Annotated in this window: 17 protein-coding genes; 9 read left to right on the top strand and 8 right to left on the bottom strand. The window is 76.0% G+C overall.

Annotation, left to right across the window (positions count from 1 at the left end; all coding sequences use genetic code 11):
* Positions 1 to 71 precede the first annotated feature (71 nt).
* The 3 genes from O2W15_RS05425 (at position 72) to O2W15_RS05415 (ending at position 4,124) form a co-directional block, all read left to right on the top strand.
* On the top strand, positions 72 to 1,646 hold the full coding sequence (locus O2W15_RS05425; RefSeq protein WP_269178672.1) for a CYTH and CHAD domain-containing protein: 1,575 nt from the start codon (positions 72 to 74) through the stop codon (positions 1,644 to 1,646).
* Between the two features lie 37 nt (positions 1,647 to 1,683).
* Positions 1,684 to 3,012, top strand: coding sequence for a metallophosphoesterase (locus O2W15_RS05420; protein WP_269178671.1), 1,329 nt, complete (start codon positions 1,684 to 1,686; stop codon positions 3,010 to 3,012).
* A gap of 203 nt (positions 3,013 to 3,215) precedes the next feature.
* Entirely contained in the window at positions 3,216 to 4,124 is a 909-nt protein-coding gene (locus tag O2W15_RS05415; protein ID WP_269178670.1) for a hypothetical protein, read from the top strand.
* Between the two features lie 5 nt (positions 4,125 to 4,129).
* On the opposite strand, the gene O2W15_RS05410 is transcribed toward O2W15_RS05415, so the two are convergent.
* Positions 4,130 to 5,158 carry an ATP-dependent 6-phosphofructokinase gene (locus O2W15_RS05410; RefSeq protein WP_269157651.1) on the bottom strand — a complete coding sequence of 343 codons (1,029 nt, stop codon included), beginning with the start codon at positions 5,156 to 5,158 and terminating at the stop codon, positions 4,130 to 4,132.
* 85 nt (positions 5,159 to 5,243) lie between these two features.
* Here O2W15_RS05410 and O2W15_RS05405 point away from each other — a divergent pair, with 85 nt between their 5' ends.
* Positions 5,244 to 5,984 (top strand): GntR family transcriptional regulator, encoded by a 741-nt coding sequence (locus O2W15_RS05405; protein ID WP_269164071.1) that lies wholly within the window; start codon positions 5,244 to 5,246, stop codon positions 5,982 to 5,984.
* 11 nt (positions 5,985 to 5,995) lie between these two features.
* Here the strand turns inward: O2W15_RS05405 and O2W15_RS05400 are convergent, their stop codons facing one another.
* On the bottom strand, positions 5,996 to 7,111 hold the full coding sequence (locus tag O2W15_RS05400) for a GAF domain-containing protein (RefSeq protein WP_269164070.1): 1,116 nt from the start codon (positions 7,109 to 7,111) through the stop codon (positions 5,996 to 5,998).
* A gap of 92 nt (positions 7,112 to 7,203) precedes the next feature.
* Here O2W15_RS05400 and O2W15_RS05395 point away from each other — a divergent pair, with 92 nt between their 5' ends.
* Positions 7,204 to 9,084, top strand: coding sequence for an EAL domain-containing protein (locus O2W15_RS05395; RefSeq protein ID WP_269178669.1), 1,881 nt, complete (start codon positions 7,204 to 7,206; stop codon positions 9,082 to 9,084).
* Here O2W15_RS05395 and O2W15_RS05390 read toward each other — a convergent pair.
* Positions 9,045 to 9,683, bottom strand: coding sequence for an MBL fold metallo-hydrolase (locus O2W15_RS05390; RefSeq protein WP_269164068.1), 639 nt, complete (start codon positions 9,681 to 9,683; stop codon positions 9,045 to 9,047). The genes O2W15_RS05395 and O2W15_RS05390 overlap by 40 nt on opposite strands.
* Before the next feature lie 88 nt (positions 9,684 to 9,771).
* On the opposite strand from O2W15_RS05390, the gene O2W15_RS05385 reads away from it, so the two are divergent.
* Positions 9,772 to 10,044 (top strand): hypothetical protein, encoded by a 273-nt coding sequence (locus tag O2W15_RS05385; protein WP_269178668.1) that lies wholly within the window; start codon positions 9,772 to 9,774, stop codon positions 10,042 to 10,044.
* Positions 10,045 to 10,093: 49 nt separating this feature from the next.
* Here O2W15_RS05385 and O2W15_RS05380 read toward each other — a convergent pair whose 3' ends face one another.
* The 3 genes from O2W15_RS05380 to O2W15_RS05370 all read right to left on the bottom strand — a co-directional run bounded on the left by O2W15_RS05380 (position 10,094) and on the right by O2W15_RS05370 (position 12,587).
* On the bottom strand, positions 10,094 to 10,894 hold the full coding sequence (locus tag O2W15_RS05380) for an enoyl-CoA hydratase-related protein (protein ID WP_269178667.1): 801 nt from the start codon (positions 10,892 to 10,894) through the stop codon (positions 10,094 to 10,096).
* Between the two features lie 10 nt (positions 10,895 to 10,904).
* Positions 10,905 to 11,834 carry a 3-hydroxyacyl-CoA dehydrogenase family protein gene (locus tag O2W15_RS05375; RefSeq protein ID WP_269164065.1) on the bottom strand — a complete coding sequence of 310 codons (930 nt, stop codon included), beginning with the start codon at positions 11,832 to 11,834 and terminating at the stop codon, positions 10,905 to 10,907.
* 357 nt (positions 11,835 to 12,191) lie between these two features.
* Complete coding sequence (locus tag O2W15_RS05370; protein WP_269164064.1) at positions 12,192 to 12,587, bottom strand: hypothetical protein; 396 nt, start codon at positions 12,585 to 12,587, stop codon at positions 12,192 to 12,194.
* A 189-nt stretch (positions 12,588 to 12,776) separates the two neighbouring features.
* Between O2W15_RS05370 and O2W15_RS05365 the strand changes: the two genes are divergently transcribed.
* The 3 genes from O2W15_RS05365 to O2W15_RS05355 all read left to right on the top strand — a co-directional run bounded on the left by O2W15_RS05365 (position 12,777) and on the right by O2W15_RS05355 (position 17,687).
* Positions 12,777 to 13,880: a glycerate kinase family protein gene (locus tag O2W15_RS05365; RefSeq protein ID WP_269164063.1), complete on the top strand. Its 1,104-nt coding sequence runs from the start codon at positions 12,777 to 12,779 to the stop codon at positions 13,878 to 13,880.
* Positions 13,881 to 14,028: 148 nt separating this feature from the next.
* Positions 14,029 to 15,762 carry a protein kinase domain-containing protein gene (locus tag O2W15_RS05360; RefSeq protein ID WP_269178666.1) on the top strand — a complete coding sequence of 578 codons (1,734 nt, stop codon included), beginning with the start codon at positions 14,029 to 14,031 and terminating at the stop codon, positions 15,760 to 15,762.
* 98 nt (positions 15,763 to 15,860) lie between these two features.
* A complete protein-coding gene (locus O2W15_RS05355) occupies positions 15,861 to 17,687 on the top strand; it encodes a SpoIIE family protein phosphatase (protein ID WP_269178665.1) in 1,827 nt (608 codons plus the stop codon).
* Between the two features lie 9 nt (positions 17,688 to 17,696).
* On the opposite strand, the gene O2W15_RS05350 is transcribed toward O2W15_RS05355, so the two are convergent.
* Positions 17,697 to 18,032 (bottom strand): hypothetical protein, encoded by a 336-nt coding sequence (locus O2W15_RS05350; protein WP_269178664.1) that lies wholly within the window; start codon positions 18,030 to 18,032, stop codon positions 17,697 to 17,699.
* Positions 18,029 to 18,856: a hypothetical protein gene (locus O2W15_RS05345; protein ID WP_269178663.1), complete on the bottom strand. Its 828-nt coding sequence runs from the start codon at positions 18,854 to 18,856 to the stop codon at positions 18,029 to 18,031. Before O2W15_RS05345 ends, O2W15_RS05350 begins: the two co-directional genes overlap by 4 nt.
* Positions 18,857 to 18,870 lie beyond the last annotated feature (14 nt).

Raw genomic sequence — 18,870 nt, 5'->3', positions numbered from 1 at the left:
GTGCGGTAGGACGGAGGGCTCACAGCGGGGCGCCCAGCAGAGGGTGGCCCGGTGCAGGAGGAGTGACGCTGGTGGCTGTCGAGCATGTGGAGATCGAGCGGAAGTTCGACGTCGACGAGGCGTTCGAACTGCCCGACCTCGGCGGTGCACCGGGCGTGGTCGAGGTCCGCGAGCCGGTCGAGCACGCCCTGGAGGCCGCCTACTTCGACACCACCGACCTGCGGCTGGCCCGGGCCCGGGTCACGATGCGGCGCCGCACCGGCGGCCCGGACGCCGGCTGGCACGTGAAGCTGCCGGCCGTCGCCGGCGCGCGCCGGGAGCTGCACTCCCCCCTCGGCAGGGCCACCAAGACCCCGCCCAAGGCCGTGCTGGAGCCGGTGCTGGGCATCGTCCGCCGCGCCCCGGCGGCCCAGGTGGCTTCGCTGCGCACCCGCCGGGTGGTCATCGAGCTCGTCGACGCCGACGGCCGGGTGCTGGTCGAGGTCGCCGACGACCTCGTCACGGGCACCGCGCTGCCGGCCGCGCCCGGGGAGGCCGCCGTGGTCACCACCTGGCGTGAGGTGGAGGTGGAGCTGGTCGACGGCGACGAGCAGTTGCTCGCCGACGTCGCCGGGCTGCTCGTCACGGCAGGCGCCCGGCCGGCGTCGTCGCCGGCCAAGCTGACCCGCGTGCTCGCCCACCGGCTGGCGGACGCCGACGGAGCGGTCGAGTCGCCGGCCGCGGCCCCGGAGCGGGCCGGAAAGAAGGGCAAGAAGAAGAAGCACCGGCATGCACCGGGCACGCCGGCCGGCGACGTCGTCCGTTCCGCGCTGGCCGCGCAGGTCCGGGCGCTGCAGGACGCCGACCTGATGGTCCGCACCGGGCAGCCCGACGGCGTCCACCAGGTCCGGGTGGCCTGCCGACGGCTGCGCAGCACGCTCGCCGCCTTCCGTCCGGTGCTCGACCGCACCCGGACCGACCCGTTGCGGGAGGAGCTGGCCCAGGTCGGGTCGGCGCTGTCCTCCAGCCGGGACGCCGAGGTGGCGCTGGCACACCTGCGCGACCTGGTCGCCGCCGAGCCCGCGGAGCTGGTGCTCGGTCCGGTCGCCGCCCGGCTGCAGCAGGCGACGACCCGGGACGAGCAGGCCGGCGACGTCCGGGCGCGCAAGGCGCTGAACGCAGCCGCGTACCTCCAGCTCCGCGACGACCTCGACGCCCTGGTCGAGGAGCCGCCGCTGACCGAGGCCGCCAGCCGGCCCGCGGAGGAGGTGCTCCGCGAGGTCGTCGCCCGCGCCGGCCGCCGGTTGCGGCGCAGCGTCGAGGCGGCCCAGGACACCGACGAGGCCGAGGCGCTGCACGACGTGCGCAAGGCCGCCAAGCGGCTGCGGTACACCTCGGAGGCGGCGGTGTCGGTGCTGGGCGCACCGGTGGCCGAGCTGGTCTCGACGTTGAAGGGCGTGCAGGAGGTGCTCGGCGACCGGCAGGACACCTTCGTCACCCGGCCGCTCTGCGCGCAGCTCGGCCGGGCGGCGTTCGCAGCCGGGGAGAACGCCTTCACCTGGGGCCGGCTGCACGCCCTGGAGGAGGCGCGGTGCCAGCAGGCGGAGCGGGAGTTCTGGCTGCGCTGGCCGGAGCTGCGCTCGGTGCTGAAGACCCGGTCGAAGTAGCGTCGGGCGCACCACCCCGACCCCCAGGAGCGCGCCGGTGTCCCTGATCGGCCTGCTCGGCTTCGGCCTGACCGTGCTGCTCGTCATGGTCCTGCTGCACGGTTACCTCTGGTGGCGGTTGGTGCGCAGCACCACCCGGCCCGGCCGTGTCCGGCGCCGGCTGACGGTGCTGCTCGTCGTCCTGGCCGTGCTGCCGGTGCTCGTCGTCCTGCTGCGCGGCCGGCTGTCGGTCGGTGACGGGGTGCTGGACTGGGTCGGGTACACCTGGCTGGGCCTGGCGTTCTACCTGTTCCTCGCCACGCTGGCGACCGAGCCGGTCCGGGTGGTCGCCCGGCTGGTGCAGCGCGGGCGCCGGCCGGAGCACGTGGCTGTGGCAGCGGGCACAGTGGCAGCGGGCACGGTGAGCGAGCCGAGCGGGGCCGGGACGGTCCCGGACAGGCCCGACGAGACGGTGTCAACGGAGCCGGGCAGCGGTGCGGTCCGGGCGGACCGCCCCGTTCCGGACCCCTCCCGCCGGCTGTTCCTGGCCCGCACCCTGGCCGTCGGAGCCGGTGCGGTCGCGGTCGGGACGGCGGGCACCGGCGTCGTCCTGGCCAACTCGGCCCCGGTCGTCCGCCGCGTGCCGATCCGGATCCCGCGGCTGGACCCTGCGCTGGCCGGGCTGCGCATCGTCACCTTCTCCGACGGGCACCTGTCCTCGACCTACGGCGGGCGGCGCTTCGAGCGGCTCGTGGAGACGGTCAACGCCCAGCGCCCCGACGTGGTGGCGATCGTCGGTGACCTGGTCGACGGCGAGGTCAGCGAGCTGCGGGAGGACGTCGCCCCGTTGGCCGACCTGGTCAGCGACCAGGGCGTCTACTTCGTGACCGGCAACCACGAGTACTTCGTCGACACCGGGCAGTGGCTGCGGCACCTGTCCACCCTCGGGGTCGACGTGCTGCGCAACGAGCGGGTGTCCATCGGCCGCGGGGCCTCGACGGTGGACCTGGCCGGCATCGACGACCGGACGGCGGCCGCCTCCGGGCTGCCCGGCCACGGCGCCGACCTGGACGCCGCGCTGGACGGCCGGGACGACTCCGTCCCCGTGGTCCTGCTGGCGCACCAGCCGGTGCAGGTGGAGCAGGCGCGCGCCGCCGGGGTCGACCTGCAGCTGTCCGGACACACCCACGGCGGCCAGCTCTGGCCCTTCGACTACGCCGTCCTGCTGGACCAGCCAGTGGTCGAGGGCTGGTCGCAGCAGGGGGACACCCAGCTGTACGTCTCCTCCGGAGCCGGCTACTGGGGGCCGCCCATGCGGGTGGGCGCCCGCCCGGAGGTGACCGTGATCGAGCTGCAGCCGGGCACTCCCACCGCGCCGCCGCGGTGACCTCCGCCGGTCCCCACCCGCGGGGACAGGGCGGTGTGTGGACCCGACCGGCGCGTGCTGACGAGCCGGTCGGCGGCGGCCGTGAGTCCCCCCGCGCCTCGCGGCCGCCGCTCCGCGTTGGTACACAACGGACGTGGCCGTGACGTGTCCGCCGCGGGCTGCCGCCCGCGCGGGCGACCGGGGGGCGCGACGGGGGTGGGGCGGTGGTGGACCCTGCGTGGGGCCTGCGGCTGGCGGCCCGGCGGCTGACCGAGCTGCTGGGTGAGCCGCGGTACCGGCGGCGCTGGCAGGTGCACAGCGTGGTGCGGCGCGGTGAGCTGTCCCGGGCCGCGGTGGCCGCGGTCCTGGCCGAGCACCTGTTCGACGCCGGTGAGGTCGACGACGGCCACCGGTCACGGAGTCTGGAGAACCGCGTCGGCCGCGCACTGAACGGAGACCGGATCTCCGACGCGACCCTCGAGCTCTTCATCCGGGCCTTCGAGCTGACCGACGAGCACGCCGACGAGCTGCGGAGCCTGCGCAGCGGACGGAGCACCGCCCGGCAGCTGGTCGTCGCCAGCGCACTCGGTGCCGAGGGCCCGATGCCGCCGCGGCCGTGGCGCACCCTGCAGCTGGCCGAGGAGCACCACGTGGGGCCCGACCGGAGCCCCCGGCTGCACCACACCCGGCAGCTGCTGGAGGCCGTCGAGCCGACCGATCGGTACACGTACGCCTTCGACACCGCGCACGCCGCTGTGTCGGTCCTGCAGGGCGGCGACCCGGTCCGGGCGTTCCGGGTGCGGGGCACCCCGATCCACGTGGTCGAGGTGCTGCTGTCCCGGCCGCTGCTGCCCGGGCAGACGACGCACCTGGAGTACCAGACGGTGTTCGCCTACCCCGAGCCCCCGGCGCCGGAGTTCCGGCGCGGGGTCTCCGCCTCGGTCCGCCACCTGGCGATCACCGTGCACTTCGATCCGGCGGCCCGGCCGCGGGAGCTGCTGCGCGGCCGCTGGGCCTCGGTGGAGTCCGAGACGGCCGAGGAGGCCGAGCCGGTCGCGCTGGTCGACGGTCAGGCGTCGTTCGAGCTGGTGCCGCCCGGCCGGTGCGTGCTCGGCTACCGCTGGGAGTGGTGAGGCCGCTACCCGGTGAAGGCGGTGGTCTCGCCCAGCCGCGACGGGGGCACGGTCTTCAGCCGCGCCACGGCGTCGGCCAGCGGGACCAGCCCGATCTCGGTGCCCTGCAACGCGACCATCTGCCCGACGTGCCCCTCGTGGGCGGCGATCGTGGCGTGCAGCCCGAAGCGGGTGGCCAGCACCCGGTCGAACGAGGTCGGGGTGCCGCCGCGCTGCACGTGGCCGAGCACCGTCGTCCGCACCTCCTTGCCGGTGCGCCGTTCCAGCTCCTCGCCCAGCTGCTGGGCGACCCCGGTGAACCGCCGGTGGCCGAACTCGTCGAGCCCGCCGTCGCGCAGCGGCATCGTGCCCGGCTTGGGCGTGGCCCCCTCGCTGATCACCCCGATGACGTGCCGGTGGCCCCGCTCGAACCGGGCGGTGACCATCTCGCAGACCTCCTCGATGTCGAAGGGCTGCTCGGGGGTGATCACCAGGTGCGCGCCCGCGGCCATCCCGGAGTTCAGCGCGATCCAGCCGGCGTGTCGGCCCATCACCTCGACCAGGAGCACGCGCTGGTGGGACTCGGCGGTCGTGTGCAGCCGGTCGATCATCTCGGTCGCGATGCTGACCGCGGTGTCGAAGCCGAAGGTGAGGTCGGTGCCGTCGATGTCGTTGTCGATCGTCTTCGGGACGCCGACCACCGGCACGCCCTCGGAGGACAGCCAGGCCGCGGCGGTGAGGGTGCCCTCGCCGCCGATGGGCACCAGCACGTCGACCCCGTGGGCGTCGAGCACCTCGCGCATCCGGCCCAGCCCGGCGTGCAGCTTCTCCGGCGCCACCCGGGCCGAGCCGAGGATCGTGCCGCCGCGGGTCAGCAGGTTGTGGACCATGGGCCGGTCCAGCGGCATCGCGTCGTCGTCGAGCAGGCCGCGCCAGCCGTTGCGGAACCCCACGACGTCGCTGCCGTACTGCTTCTCCGCGGTGCGGACCACCGCCCGGAGGACGGCGTTGAGGCCGGGGCAGTCTCCGCCGCCGGTCAGGACTCCGATGCGCACGTGCTCTCCTCCGGACGAGGGGGTCGGGCGGATGAACCGTACGTCATGACGTCTAGACGTCTCATGGTGCAGTACCTTTCTGGGCGTGGCGAGTTCGGAGGCGGGGCCCAAGTACCTCGCCGTGCGCGAGGCGTTGCGGCGACGCGCCTCCGCGCTGCCTGAACACACCCTCCTCCCTCCCGAGCCGGTGTTGTGCGCCGAGTACGGCGTCAGCCGGATCACCCTGCGCCGCGCGGTCGACGGGCTGGTCGCCGACGGGCACCTGGTCCGCGAGCAGGGGCGGGGCACCTTCGTCAGCCGGCCGGGCATCCGGCACGAGTACCGCGAGAGCTTCGTGCACCGGATCGCCGGCTTCCACTCGGTGATGACCGAGCAGGGCGCCCAGGTGGGCACCACGGTCCTCACCCAGCGCGTCGTCCCGGCCGCTCCGGCGATCGCCGCCGAGCTGGCGGTCGGCACCGCCGACGACGTCGTGGAGCTGGTCCGGCTGCGCAGCGTGGACGGGCTGCCCAACCACGTCGTCCGCAGCTTCCTGCCGGCCACCCGCTACCCGAAGGCGGCCACCGAGGACTTCAGCCACGGCTCGCTCTACGAGTTCCTGCGCCGGGAGTACTCCGCCGACCTGGCGCACGCCCGGCTCTTCGTCGACGTCGGGACGGCGGCCGCGGACGAGGCCGACGTGCTGCAGGTGACCGCGGGCTCACCGCTGCTCGTCGTGCGCACCACCGTCCGGGACACGTCGGGGCACCCGCTGGTGCACTCGTTCAGCCGGCTGCGGCCCGACGTGAGCCAGGTCGAGTTCGAGGTGTCCGTCGGCGGTCGCTGAGCCGGGCCGGGTCAGGCCTGGGCCGGCCCCGGCGGCAGCTCGGTGAGCCGCAGGCGCTGCTCGCGCAGCAGCACCCGGTCCAGCGCGTGGCCGACCGGCCGGGCCAGGTCGGTGACGACGGCACGCACCGGTGCGTCCAGCTGCCGGGGCTGCGTCCAGCCGACCAGCAGCGCCGCGTCCGAGTGGTGTTGACCGAGCGCGAGGTGGATGGCGAGGACCGGTCCCGCCCCGGGCAGCTCGGTCAGCCCAGGGAAGGCACTGGACTCCTCGGGGCTGGCGACCGCCACCAGGTGCCGCTCGCGCATCGCCGCCGCCAGCGGGTGGGCGTCGTCCACCCGGAGGCACGCGACGGGGTCCGGACCGCTCGGCACCCCGGCCGTCGCCGACCAGACCCGCAGTTCCGGGCCACCCACCTCGGCGACGCCGAGCAGCACGGTGGTGGCCCCCAGCGGCGACCGGACCAGCCGGTCCACCGTGTGCAGCAGGTCGGGGAGCGTCTCCGCCGACAGCAGCGCGGTGCTGAGCCGGGCGACCACCCGGGCCCGGTCGGCGTCGGCCTCCGCCAGCACGAACGCTGCGCGCGCCGCCTCCGCGGCGCTCTGGGCGGCGCTGTCGTCGCGGAGGGCGACCGCGCGTGCCTCCTGCTCGGCCAGCTCGATCGCCCGGAAGCGCAGCTGTCGCGAGGTCTCGTCGGCCATCCGGCGCAGCGTGTCGAGCTCCTGCTCGGTCCAGTCCCGGGGGCGGGTGTCGATGACGCACAGCACGCCGATGGGCTGGTCGTGCACGTCCCACAGCGGCATCCCGGCGTAGGCGACGGCGCTCAGCTCCCGGACGGAGGGGCCGGTGGCGAACTCGGGGTGCTCCCGGGCGTCGCGCAGTGCGAGGTGACTGCCGCTGGTGGCCACCCACCTGCTCATCGAGTGGCTCAGCGGCATCGAGCGGCGGCTGGCCCACGGCTCGGGCAGGCCGAAGGCGCCGGGGAAGACCTGCCCCGCCTTGGAGACCAGGACGACCAGCGCACGGGGAGCGGCCAGCTCCTCGGCCACCGACCGGGCGACCCGGTCGAGGGCCGCATCGGCCAGAGCCGGCAGGACGGCCCAGGTGGGCAGCGCGTACGCAACGGTCACCGTGCCCCCCTGTCCGCCGATCCCCACCGGTGTGCTCACCGATCGGGAGCACGACGATGCTGTCAGACTCCAGGGGTCGATGCCCGGCTCCGATGGGGGACGACGTGGCGCAGTACGAGGAGCAGTCGACCACCGACATCCGTGCGGTGATCGCGGACCGTGCGGTCCGGAGCGTGTTCCAGCCGATCGTCGAGCTGGACAGCGGACGGGTGGTCGCCTACGAGGCGCTCGCCCGCGGCCCGGAGGGCCCGTTCGAGGCGCCGGACGCGCTGTTCGCCGCCGCGCGCGACGCGGGCTGCCTCACCGAGCTGGACCAGGCGTGCCGGGCCGCCGCACTGCGCGGCGCGGTGGCGCAGGGGTTGCTGGCTCCCTCGACCGTCTTCGTCAACGTCGAGCCCGAGGTCCTCGACGACGCACCCGTGGAGGCGCTGTTCGACCCGGAGCTCCCCGTGCCCGGGGACCTGCGGGTGGTCCTGGAGATCACCGAGCGCGCGCTGGCCGCCCGCCCCGCGGAACTGCTGCGGACCGTCGAACGGGTGCGGGAGTTCGGCTGGGCGATCGCCCTGGACGACGTCGGTGCCGAGTCCCTCTCGCTGGCCTTCATGCCGTTGCTGCGGCCCGACGTCGTCAAGCTCGACCTGCGCCTGGTGCAGGAACGTCCGGGCCCGGCGATCGCGGAGATCATGAACGCGGTCAACGCCTACGCCGAGTCCACCGGGGCCTTCGTGCTCGCCGAGGGCATCGAGAACGGCACGCACCTGACCATGGCGCGGGCGCTGGGGGCGACGCTGGGGCAGGGCTGGCTGTTCGGGCGCCCGGGGCCCGGTGCCGCCTCGGGTGCGCGACCGGGCACGCTCCGGCTGCCCGCCGTCCAGCCCGTCGACCCCCGGGGCGAGCTGGTGTCCCCGTTCGCCTGCCTGCCGGCGCGCGTGCCGGTCCGGGAGGCGCCCAAGGCGCTGCTGATCGAACTCAGCAAGCAACTGGAACGGCAGGCGCTGCGACTGGGGGAGACCTGCGTGGTCGCCTCGACGTTCCAGGAGGCACGGCACGTGACGCCGGCGACCCGGCTCCGCTACCGGGACCTGGTCGAGCGGGTCGGGTTCGTCGCCGCCCTGGGCGAGGACCTGCCGGTGGAGCCGATGCCCGGCCTCCGCGGAGCGGACCTGGCGCCCGGCGACCCGGTGCGCGGCGAGTGGGACGTCGTGGTGCTCAGCCCGCACTTCAGTGCCGCGCTGCTGGCCCGCGACCTCGGGGACGACGGGCCGGACATGGCGCGCCGGTTCGCCTTCGCCCTCACCTACGAGCGCGACACGGTGGTGCGGGCCGCCCGGGCGCTGCTCTCCCGGGTGGCGCCGAACACGGTGCGGCGTGCGGCCACGGAGGACGGCGAGGTGTCGGCGGTCCCGGCCGGCGTGGTCTCGCTGCTCACCGGGCGGTCCGCCGGGGATCCGGGGGAGGCGCTCCTGCACCGGGCGCTGGCCGCGGTCGGCACCGGCGTCACCATCGTGGACCTGCGGCTGCCCGACCAGCCGCTGGTCTACGTCAACCCCGCGTTCGAGCGGCTGGCCGGGCAGCCCGCTGCCGAGCTGCTGGGCCGCAACTGCCGCTTCCTGCAGGACACCGACACCGACCCGGCCGCCGTGGGCCGCATCCGCGCGGCGATCGCGGCCGGTGCCGAGTGCCGGGAGGTGCTGCTCAACCGGCGGGCCGACGGCAGCACCTGGTGGAACGAGTGCACGCTCACCCCGGTGACCGACGAGACCGGCGCCGTCGTCCAGTACATCGGGATCCAGGCCGACGTCACCGACCAGGTGGAGACCGAGCGCGCGCTGCTCACCGAGCGAGACCGGGTGCGGCGCTACGCGGCCCGGATCGCCGAGCTGGACCCGCGGGTCACGGTGCCGCTGTCCCTCGCGCCGCCGGCCGACGGACCTCAGGCCTCGACGGACTCCCCGGGGGCCAGGCGCGCGTAGGGCACCGGCTGGCCGGGGCCACGCTCACCGAGCAACCCGGCCACGAGACCGAGGCCGGTGTCGTTGAGCAGGCCGTCGTGCACGGCCAGCGCCCGCTCGGCGCGCACCTCGCGCAGGTAGTCGATCAGCTCGCCGGTCTTGGACCACGGGGCGTGCGCCGGCAGCAGCAGGGTGGGGACGGCGGCCTGGGGCACGGTGAGCGCGTCGCCGGGGTGGAAGACCCGCTCCTCGACGAGGAACCCGACGTTGCGCACCCGCGGGACGTCCGGGTGGATCACCGCGTGCCACTCCCCGTGCACGGTGACCCCGAACCCCGCGGCGGTGAACGCGTCGCCGGCACCGACCACGTGCACCCGCGGGCCCGCGCCGGCCAGCTGCTCGGCCACCGCCGAGTTGGTCCACACCTCCAGCGCCGGGTCGGCGTCCAGCGCGGCGCGGACCCGGTCGGGCAGGAAGTGGTCGGGGTGCTGGTGGGTGACCAACAGGGCCGAGGCGCCGTGCCAGGCGTCGTCGGCGGTGAACGCACCCGGGTCGATCACCAGCCGTCGGTCGCCGTCGGACAGGACCACACAGGCGTGTCCGTGCTTGGTGAGCTGCACCAGGGTCTCCTCGCAGGCGGTGGGACGTCGCCGTGCACGCTGCCACGCCGGGTCCACACCTGGGCACCGGGCCGGGTCATCCGATGGGGTGAGCCGGGCGGCGTGGCACCTGCACCGGCGGGCCGGTGCTGCCGACGACCCCGGGGTGATCACGCAGACGCTGACGTTCGCCGCCGCCCGCAGCCGTGCGCACGGGCCGACCACCGCGCTCTGGCACGCCGTGGAGGTGCACCGGGCCCCCGCCGACCTGGACGGCGCCTGCGAGCTCACCGTCTGCGGGACCCTGGCCCGGGTGACCACCGAGGCGCACTGGCCGGTGTCCGGCGTCGACGTCTGCTCCGCCTGCACCGCCGCCAGCTAGCGGTTCCACGTGGAATGCGGGCCTCCTCCAGGGAGAGGGCCTCGATCCATCAGCGGCCGGTGAAGACCGCCGGTCGCTTGCCCAGGAACGCCTCGACGGCCTCGCGGTGGTCGGCGGTCGCCCCCAGGTCGGTCTGCAGGCTCGCCTCCAGCGCCAGGGTGTCCTCGAGGCTGTCGGTGGCCGCCGTCGCCAGCACCGTCTTGACCGCCCGGTAGGCCCGGGTCGGCCCGGCAGCGAGCCGGGTGGCGAGCGCGGTCGCCTCGGCGAGCACGTCCGCGGCCGGGACGACGCGGTGCACCAGGCCCCACTCGGCGGCGGTCTCGGCGAGGAACGGCTCGGGGAGCAGCAGCAGCTCCGTGGCGCGGGACCCGCCGACGCAGTGCACCAGCCGCGAGGCCAGCGCGGAGTCGCTGGACAGCCCGATGCCGGTGAACGCGGTGGTGAACTTCGCGCCGGCGGCCGCGACCCGCAGGTCGCCGGCGAGCGCGATGCCCAGGCCGGCGCCGGCGCAGGCGCCGTTGACCCCCACCACGAGGGGGACCCGCAGTGCGGCCAGGGCCAGCATCAGCGGGTTGTACTCGGCCTCGACCACCGACAGCGACGGCCCGGCGTCCGGACGCTCGGAGCGGAGCTCCTCGACGTGCTCGGCGAGGTCCTGGCCGACGCAGAAGGCCCGGCCGCTGCCGGTGAGCAGCACGGCGCGCACCGACTCGTCCGCGGCCACGTCCCGCACGTGGGCCAGCAGCTCGGTGCGCAGCCGGTGGGACAGCGCCGGTCGCTGCAGGGTCAGCGTGGCGACGCCGTCGGCGTCGGCGCGGGTGACGGTGGGCTCGGAGCCGGGTGCGGACATCGTCGTCCTCTCAGTCCTCTGCGTAGTCGTGGAAGCCGCGGCCGGTCTTGCGGCCCAGCTCTCCGGCGGCCACCTTGTCACGCAGCAACTGGGGTGGGGTGAAGCGCTCGCCCAGGGTGCCGGCGAGGTACTCGGCGATCGCGAGGCGCACGTCCAGACCGACGAGGTCGGTCGAGCGCAGCGGGCCCATCGGGTGCCGGTAGCCCAGCTCCATCGCCGCGTCGATGGCCTCGGCGTCGGCGACGCCCTCCTCCAGCATCCGGATCGCCTCCAGCCCGAGCAGCACGCCGAGCCGGGACGACGCGAAGCCGGGGGAGTCGCGGACGACCACGTCGGTCTTGCCCAGCGCCCGCACCCAGTCGCGGGAGGCCGCGACGACGTCCTCGGCGGTCTCCGGCGCGACGACCACCTCGACCAGCTTCGAGGCCGGCACCGGGTTGAAGAAGTGCAGGCCCAAGAAGCGGGTCGGCCGCTGCAGCGCCGCGGCCAGCTCGGTGACCGAGAGCGAGGAGGTGTTGGTCGCCAGGACCGCGTCCGGCCCCAGCACCGCCTCCGCGGCGGTGAGCACGGCGACCTTGAGGTCGGCCCGCTCGGGCACCGCCTCCACCACCAGGCCGGCGTCCGCGGTCAGGTCGGTGGGCGAGTCGACCAGGGTCAGTCGGTCGAGGACCTCGGCGACCTCACCGCGGAGCTTCCCGCGTCGGGCGGCCTCCTCGAGGCCGGCCGACACCCGGCCACGGGCGGCCTCGGCTGCCTCGTCACCGGCCTCGACCACCTCGACCCGTGCGCCGGCGACCAGGAACGCCTGGGCGATCCCGGCGCCCATCCGACCGCCGCCGATCACCCCGACCTGCTCCGGCAGTGCGGTGCTGGTCCGTTCGCTGCTGGTCCGGTCGGTGCCGGTCCCGTCGCTGGTCGGCGGCGCGTCCTGGGGGTGCATCGACAGCTCCTCTGCTGACGGCGTTCCGGGCGCGGCCCATTCTGCTGGTACCGCCGTTCCCGCGCCGCGAGCCGGGGCGCCGCGAGGGCAGCAGGGCGAGTCCGACCCCGTCGACCCGGCGACCGGTGGGGCCGGGCACTGTTCAGCGGTACGGGCGCGTCCGGCCACCGTGCGCGGCTGACCGGGTGGTGCCCCTCCGGTCCGCTTGTGCTCTGGCTGCACTGATGCACCAGAGCACAAGCGCCCGCAGGTCGACTCGCCCGGACGGTGCGGCCGGCCACGCGCTCGACGACACGCCGACGCCGACGCCGATACCGACGCCCACGCCGACGCCCACGCGAGGTCGGTGCGGTCTGCTCAGGCGGGGCGGGCCAGGGCCTGGTGCGCGTCCCGGCGGGCCAGCACGTCCAGCAGCGCGGTGATGTCGCTGATCGTCCCGGCCGAGCCCGGCCCCAGGGGCAGGGCGGCCCACATCTGCTCGAGGTAGACCCGGCTGACCGGTCGGCCGGTGGGCAGCAGCCCGGTCAGCCGGTCCCGGGCGACGGCGGAGGCGACGGCTGGCACCAGCACGCGTCCGTCGGCCCGCTCGCCGTCCGCGGTCAGCTGCACGCCGGTCGCCTCGGCGAGCAGTGCGCGGTCCTCGGCGGTGAGGGCGGCGAGTGTGTTCCGCCGCCAGCGCGCCGGTGTGGCGCCCACGGTGACGGGTCGCAGTGCCCGGGCGGGGGCGGCGGAGGTGGACGTGGCACCGATCATCGGACCTGCACTCCTGGTCGTGGGCTTGCGCGAGCGGCCGTCGCGGTCCTCCTCGGCAGGTCCCGGGCCGATCGGTACCTGTTGGCGGCACGTTCCTCGCCGGCCCGACCCCCCGGCTTGCCGCCCGCCCCCGGCACCGGCGAGGCTGCCGGTCATGTGCTGCGGCGACGACGGCGACGGTGACCGAGGGTGACCCGGGTGGTGATCGCCCCCGACTCGTTCAAGGGCACGCTCGGTGCGGCGGCGGCCGCCGAGGCGCTGGCCGCCGGCTGGCGCCGGGTGCGGCCGGGCGACGAACTGATCGCCGTCCCCCTGGCCGACGGCGGTGAGGGCACGCTCGAGGCGCTCGGGCACGACCTGCCGGCCGCCTGCTGGCGCAGTGCGCCGGTGACCGGGCCGGACGGGCGCCCGGTGGACGCCGCCTGGCTGCTGCTCCCCGACGGGACGGCGGTGGTGGAGATGGCCCGGGCGGCCGGGCTGCCGCTGCTCGAGCAGCCCGACCCGCTGGGCGCCACCACCCGGGGGCTGGGGCAACTGCTGGCTGCCGTGCTCGCCGATCCGGCCGTCAACCGGGTGATGCTCACCCTGGGCGGCTCCGCCACCACCGACGGCGGCACCGGTGCGCTGGCTGCGCTGGGCGCCCGCTTCCTGGACGCCGACGGGGCCCCGCTGCCCCCCGGCGGCGGCGCCCTGTCCCGGCTGGCCCGGGTCGACCTGGCCGGGCTGGTCCCGCCGCCGGCCGGAGGCGTCCAGTGCCTGGTCGACGTCACCGCACCGCTGCTCGGGCCGCTGGGCGCCGCCGGCCAGTTCGGGCCCCAGAAGGGCGCGGACCCGGCGCAGGTGTCCGAGCTCGACGCGGCGCTGGCCCGGCTGGCCGACCTGCTCGGGGGCGACCGGGAGGCGCCGGGGGCCGGGGCGGCCGGCGGGACCGCCTACGGCTTCGCGGCCTGCTGGGGGGCGGAGTTCGTCAGTGGCGCGCAGGCGGTGGCCGCTGCCGCAGGTCTGGACGAGGCACTGCGGGGCGCGGCTCTCGTGGTGACCGGCGAGGGGCAGTTCGACGCCCAGTCGCTGCGGGGCAAGGTGGTGGGCGACCTGGTCGAGCGGGCGCGCGGTGCGGCGGTGCCGGTGGCGGTGGTCGCCGGCCGGGTCGTGGCGGCCGAGGAGCTGCCGGTGGCCCGCGCGCTCTCGCTCACCGAGCTGGCCGGTTCGGTCGAGGGCGCGATGGCCGACCCGGCTCACTGGCTGGCGGCGGCGGGGGAGCGCCTCGCGCGGGAACAGTCCGTCTCGACCTGACGTTGGTCTCGTCGGCCGACGAGCCGGTCGTCGGCATGTGTACGAACGCTCTGGCGGGGCATCAACCCCCTCGGTGCGTCCAGCCCGCCAGCGCCGGCCGGCTGGGGTTCGTACGTGATGACGAGGCAGGACGAGGGGACGGCGCACGGTGGTGGAGCCCACGAGGAGGAGCCTCGGGAACCGCTACGAGTTGGCGACCCTGCTGGCCTCCGGCGGCATGGGCCAGGTGTGGCGCGGGCACGACCAGTTGCTCGACCGGGCCGTCGCGGTCAAGGTGCTGCGCAGCGAGTACACCGGTGACGAGCTGTTCCTGGCCCGCTTCCGCGCCGAGGCACACCACGCGGCTGCGCTGAGCCACCCGAACATCGCCGCCGTCTACGACTACGGCGAGGAGCAGGCGGCCGACGGCTCGGGTGAGCACCTGGCCTACCTGGTCATGGAGCTGGTCGAGGGCCAGTCGCTGTCGACCGTGCTGGCCCGCGAGGAGCGCCTGTCGCCGGACCGGACGCTCGACGTCCTCCGGCAGACCGCCTCCGCCTTGGCCGTCGCCCACGCTGCCGGCGTGGTGCACCGGGACGTCAAGCCGGGGAACGTGCTGGTCCGGTGGGACGGCACCGTCAAGATCACCGACTTCGGGATCGCCTGGTCGGCCGGGAGCGTCCCGCTCACCCAGACCGGCCAGGTGGTCGGCACCGCGTCCTACCTCTCCCCGGAGCAGGCCTCGGGTGCACACGCCACTGCGGCCAGCGACGTCTACGCCCTGGGCATGGTCGGCTACGAGTGCCTGACCGGTGGGCGCGCCTTCGACGGTGACAACTCGGTGACCATCGCGCTGCGCCACCTGCGCGACCAGCCCGCCCCGCTCCCCGCGGAGCTGCCCGAGGGCGTGCGGCGGCTGGTCGAGCGCGCCATCGTCAAGGACCCTGCCCAGCGCTACCCCGACGGCGAGGCCGTCGTCGCGGCGATCGACGAGGTGCTCGCCGGGCGGGAGCTGCCGGCGGTGCAGCGCACCGACACCCAGAGCTTCTGGCTGCTGCCGGACGCGGCCGCGCTGGCCGGCGCGTCGTCGGCCACCGAGCGCTCCACCCGCCGTCCCGCCCCGCAGGGCGGCCTGGGCCGGCTGCTGGTCCCGCTCGTCGCGCTGCTGGTCGGGGCCGGTCTGGCGGCCGTCGTGCTGCAGGCGTTCGCCCCGACCGGGACGACGCCGATCGCGGCCGCCGTGGAGGTCCCCGGGGAGGTGGTGGCCTCCCCGGCCACCGTCGTCCTGGACGCCGCTGACTACCTGGGCCGCCCGGTCGACGCCGTCCGTGCCCAGCTGGAGGCCCTCGACCTGGTCGTCGAGGACCAGCCCGCGGAGACCGACTCCGCCGACCCCGGCACGGTCGTCGACGTCGCGCCGCTGGCGACCGAGCTGCGCGCGGGGGAGACGGTCCTGATCAGCTACGCCGTGGCGCCCAGCGACACCCCGGCCCCGGTCCGGCCGAGCCGGGAGCGGACGGTCGACACCGTGGTCCAGCAGCCGGCTCCTGCCCCGGCGACCACCCCTGCACCGAAGCCGACCCGGGTCACCACCCCGACGCCCACCGCGACGACCGGCGGTCGCCCGACGGGGGCGCCGGTCGAGGAGGCCCCGGCCGACGCGGGTGAGTCGGCCGAGGGTGATGACGGCGCCGAGGACGAGGCGACCGAGGACGAGACCGACGAGGGCGAGACCGACGAGGGCGAGACGGACGACGGCGAGACCGACGACGGCGAGACCCTTCCCGACCCGGGGACGTCCAACGGCAACGGGGCGGGCGGCGGTTCCGGGAACGGCAACGGCGGCGGCAACGGGAACGGCAGCGGCAACGGCGGCGGGAACGGCAAGCCCGACAAGGACTGAGCCGAGCGGCCCCCGGCGGTGCCCAGCGCCGGTATGTTGCCCGCCACAGGCCCGGTCCGACGAGGCAGTGGCCATGGGGGGCATCCAGGGTCGTGAGCGTGGCGGCGAACGGGTCGGACCACCCGACCGGCATCGCGGGTCCTGTCGCGGACCTGGCGGCGTCGTCCCCTGATCACGCGGCGCTCTTCGCCGCGATGCCCACCCCCTACCTGGTGTTGACGCCCGAGCTGGTCATCGTCGACGCCAACCCGGCCTACCTGGCCAACACCGGTCGGACCCGGGCCGAGCTGGTCGGGCAGCTGGTCTTCGAGGCGTTCCCCGGCAACCCCGACTCGACCGCCCCCGACGCCAGTGGCAGCCGCATCCGGGCCTCCCTCGAGCGTGCCCGGGACAGCTGCCGCCCACAGACCCTGCCCGTGCAGGAGTTCGACATCCCCGACGGCTCCGGCGGCTTCACCAAGCGGTTCTGGAGCCTGATCAGCGTCCCGGTGCTGGACGACGAGGGGCGTTGCCGGCACCTGCTCCAGCGGGTCGAGGACATCACCGACTACGTGCGCCAGCAGGCCATGTCCGACCACCCCAGCGGCCGGGGGCAGCGCTGGCACCGCCGGGTGCTGGAGGTGGAGAGCGACCTCTTCGCCCGCAGCGCCGAGCTCCGCGTCGCCCGCCAGGCCGAGGCGGACACCGCACGCCGGCTCGCCGCCCTCTCCGGCGTCGCCCTGGCCCTGGGGCGCGCGGAGACCCTCGACGACCTCGCCCGGGTGGTCAACGAGCGCGGTCTGGTGGTGCTGGGCGCCCACGGCGGCGTGATCGGGGTGTGCGACGGTGCCGACCGGCTGCGGCTGGTGCGCACCGACGGGATCGCCCCGGTCGGCGTCGGCCCGGAGACGGTGCTGCCGTTGGACGCGCCCTACCCCGGCTGCGTCGCGGCCCGCACCGGGCAGCGCGTCGTCCTGCCCGACCGCGCGGCCACCGAGGCGTTCTCGCCCCAGTTGGCCAGGGTGGCCGCGGTGACCGGGGTCCAGGCCTGGGCCGCGGTGCCGCTGGAGAGCGGCTCCCGGCGGATCGGGTCGCTGAGCGTGGGCTGGATGCACTCCCCGGCACTGGCCGAGAGCGACCTCGAGCTGCTGCACGCACTGGCCGGCCAGTCCGCGCTGGCGCTGGAGCGGATCCGGGCCCGGGCGGACGAGCGAGCGCAGCACGCCGTGGTCGAGGGCATGGCGGAGGCGCTGCAGCGCAGCCTGCTCACCGAGCCGCCCGAGGCCGACGACCTGCAGGTCGCCGTCCGGTACCTGCCGGCGGCGTCGCTGGCCCAGGTGGGCGGGGACTGGTACGACGCCTTCCTGCTGGGCGACGGCCGGCTCGCCCTGGTGATCGGTGACGTCACCGGGCACGACCGGCACGCGGCGGCGGCGATGGCGCAGGTCCGCAACGTGCTCCGGGGGGTCGCCCACAGCCGGCGTGGGACCCCCGGGGCGGTGCTCAGCGCGCTGGACCGGGCGCTGCGGGACCTGCAGGTGGCCACCCTCGCCACCGGCGTCCTGGCCACGGTCGAGGAGGTGGGCACCGGCGACCGGTTGCTGCGGTGGAGCAACGCGGGGCACCCGCCGCCGCTGCTGCTCGACCCCGACGGCACGGTCACCGTGCTGGAGCGTGAGCCGGACCTGCTGCTGGGCGTCGACCCGTCCGTGCTGCGCAGCGACCACACCCAGCTGCTCGTGCCCGGTTCGACGGTCGTGCTCTACACCGACGGGCTGGTGGAGCGCCGGGGTGCGGTGCTGGACGACGGCACGGCCTGGCTGGCCGGGGCGCTCGCCCGGTGGGCGCACCTCCCGCTGGAGGAGCTGTGCGACCGGCTGCTCGCCGGGCTCGACGGGTCCGTGGACGACGACGTCGCGGTGCTGGCGGTGCGGGTGCGCGGGTAGTGCCCGTGCTCAGCCCGCCGTGCCCCCGGCCCACCGGGACGGGACGATGCGGTGCCCGGCGGCCCGGCAGCCGAGGACCAGGCAGGTCGCCGCGGCGGCCAGCGCCACCCGGCCGGACGACGCGTCGATCCCGCCGAGCAGCAGCCCGACGCCGGCGGCGGCGAGCGCGGCGGTGAGCCACTGGTCCTGCCGGCGGCGCAGCCCCACCACCGCCAGGGCCAGGGCGGCGAGGACGGCGACCCGCGCCGGGTGCCCGGTGCCGGACAGCTGCCCGGCCCACGGCAGCCCCAGCGAGGCGAGGGCGAGCGCCCCGGCGCCGAGGAACCAGCCGCGACCCCGGGTCACTCGGGGCGGCCCGGGGCCAGCACCACCGCGGCGCCCGTGGCGGCCAGGGCGGCGGTGAGCCAGAAGCCGCGGTCGCTGGCGACGAGCGGGAGGGCGATCAGCACCCAGAAGGCGGCGAGGGCGACCAGGCCACCGGCGCCGACCCGCCACGCCGTCCGGGCGGACCCCCGCCGCCCGGCCAGGGCGACGGCCGAGGGCACCAGCGCGACGAGGGCGGCGACGGTGGCGAACGCCGACCACGTGGGCACGACGTCCCACAGCGACTGGTTGACGAAGTCGAGGTTGAGCCCGAGTTCGAGCAGGGCGAGCCCGAGCACGCCGAGCAGGAGGGCCACCAGTTCCGTCCCGGGCCGGCCCGAGGAGCGGACGGCGGCGAGACGGGAACGGACCGAGGACGACGACGACCCGCCGTCCTGCGCCCCAGCTGACGGCGTGCCGGGCGCGGTGCCGGGGGTGGTGGCCGGCCCCGGGACCGGCGGCGGGGTGGGCGACGGGGTGGGCGTGGACCCGGACCCGACGTCGACCGGGCCGGTCCCGTGCACGGCGGTCGGCGGGTCGTAGGAGGGCTGGTACGGCTGGTGGCTGCCGTGCGCTCCGGCGTCCGGCTCGACCGTCTCGCGCTGGCTGGGCGGCAGCAGGATCGACTGGGTGCGGGGATCGTCGGTCGTGCCGGTCACCGCGGGCTCGGTGGCCGGGTGCTCGGTGACGGGGTGCTGGGTGGGGGCGTGCTGGTCCCCGGCGGGATCGTCGGCGGGGTGCCGGGTCGCGCCGCTCTGTGCCGGCTGCGGCTGTGGCTCGGGGATCGGCGGGTGCGGCTGGCTCACGTGTCCTCCTCGTG

Source organism: Modestobacter sp. VKM Ac-2979 (genome assembly GCF_026967995.1).
GTDB lineage: Bacteria > Actinomycetota > Actinomycetes > Mycobacteriales > Geodermatophilaceae > Modestobacter.
This window is presented reverse-complemented; position numbering and strand designations above follow the sequence as displayed.

Coding starts and splice junctions, on each gene's coding strand:
- O2W15_RS05395 (WP_269178669.1), top strand. CDS start 7,204: ATGGGGGACGACGTGGCGCAGTACGAGGAGCAGTCGACCACCGACATC.
- O2W15_RS05380 (WP_269178667.1), bottom strand. CDS start 10,894: ATGTCCGCACCCGGCTCCGAGCCCACCGTCACCCGCGCCGACGCCGAC.
- O2W15_RS05375 (WP_269164065.1), bottom strand. CDS start 11,834: ATGCACCCCCAGGACGCGCCGCCGACCAGCGACGGGACCGGCACCGAC.
- O2W15_RS05370 (WP_269164064.1), bottom strand. CDS start 12,587: ATGATCGGTGCCACGTCCACCTCCGCCGCCCCCGCCCGGGCACTGCGA.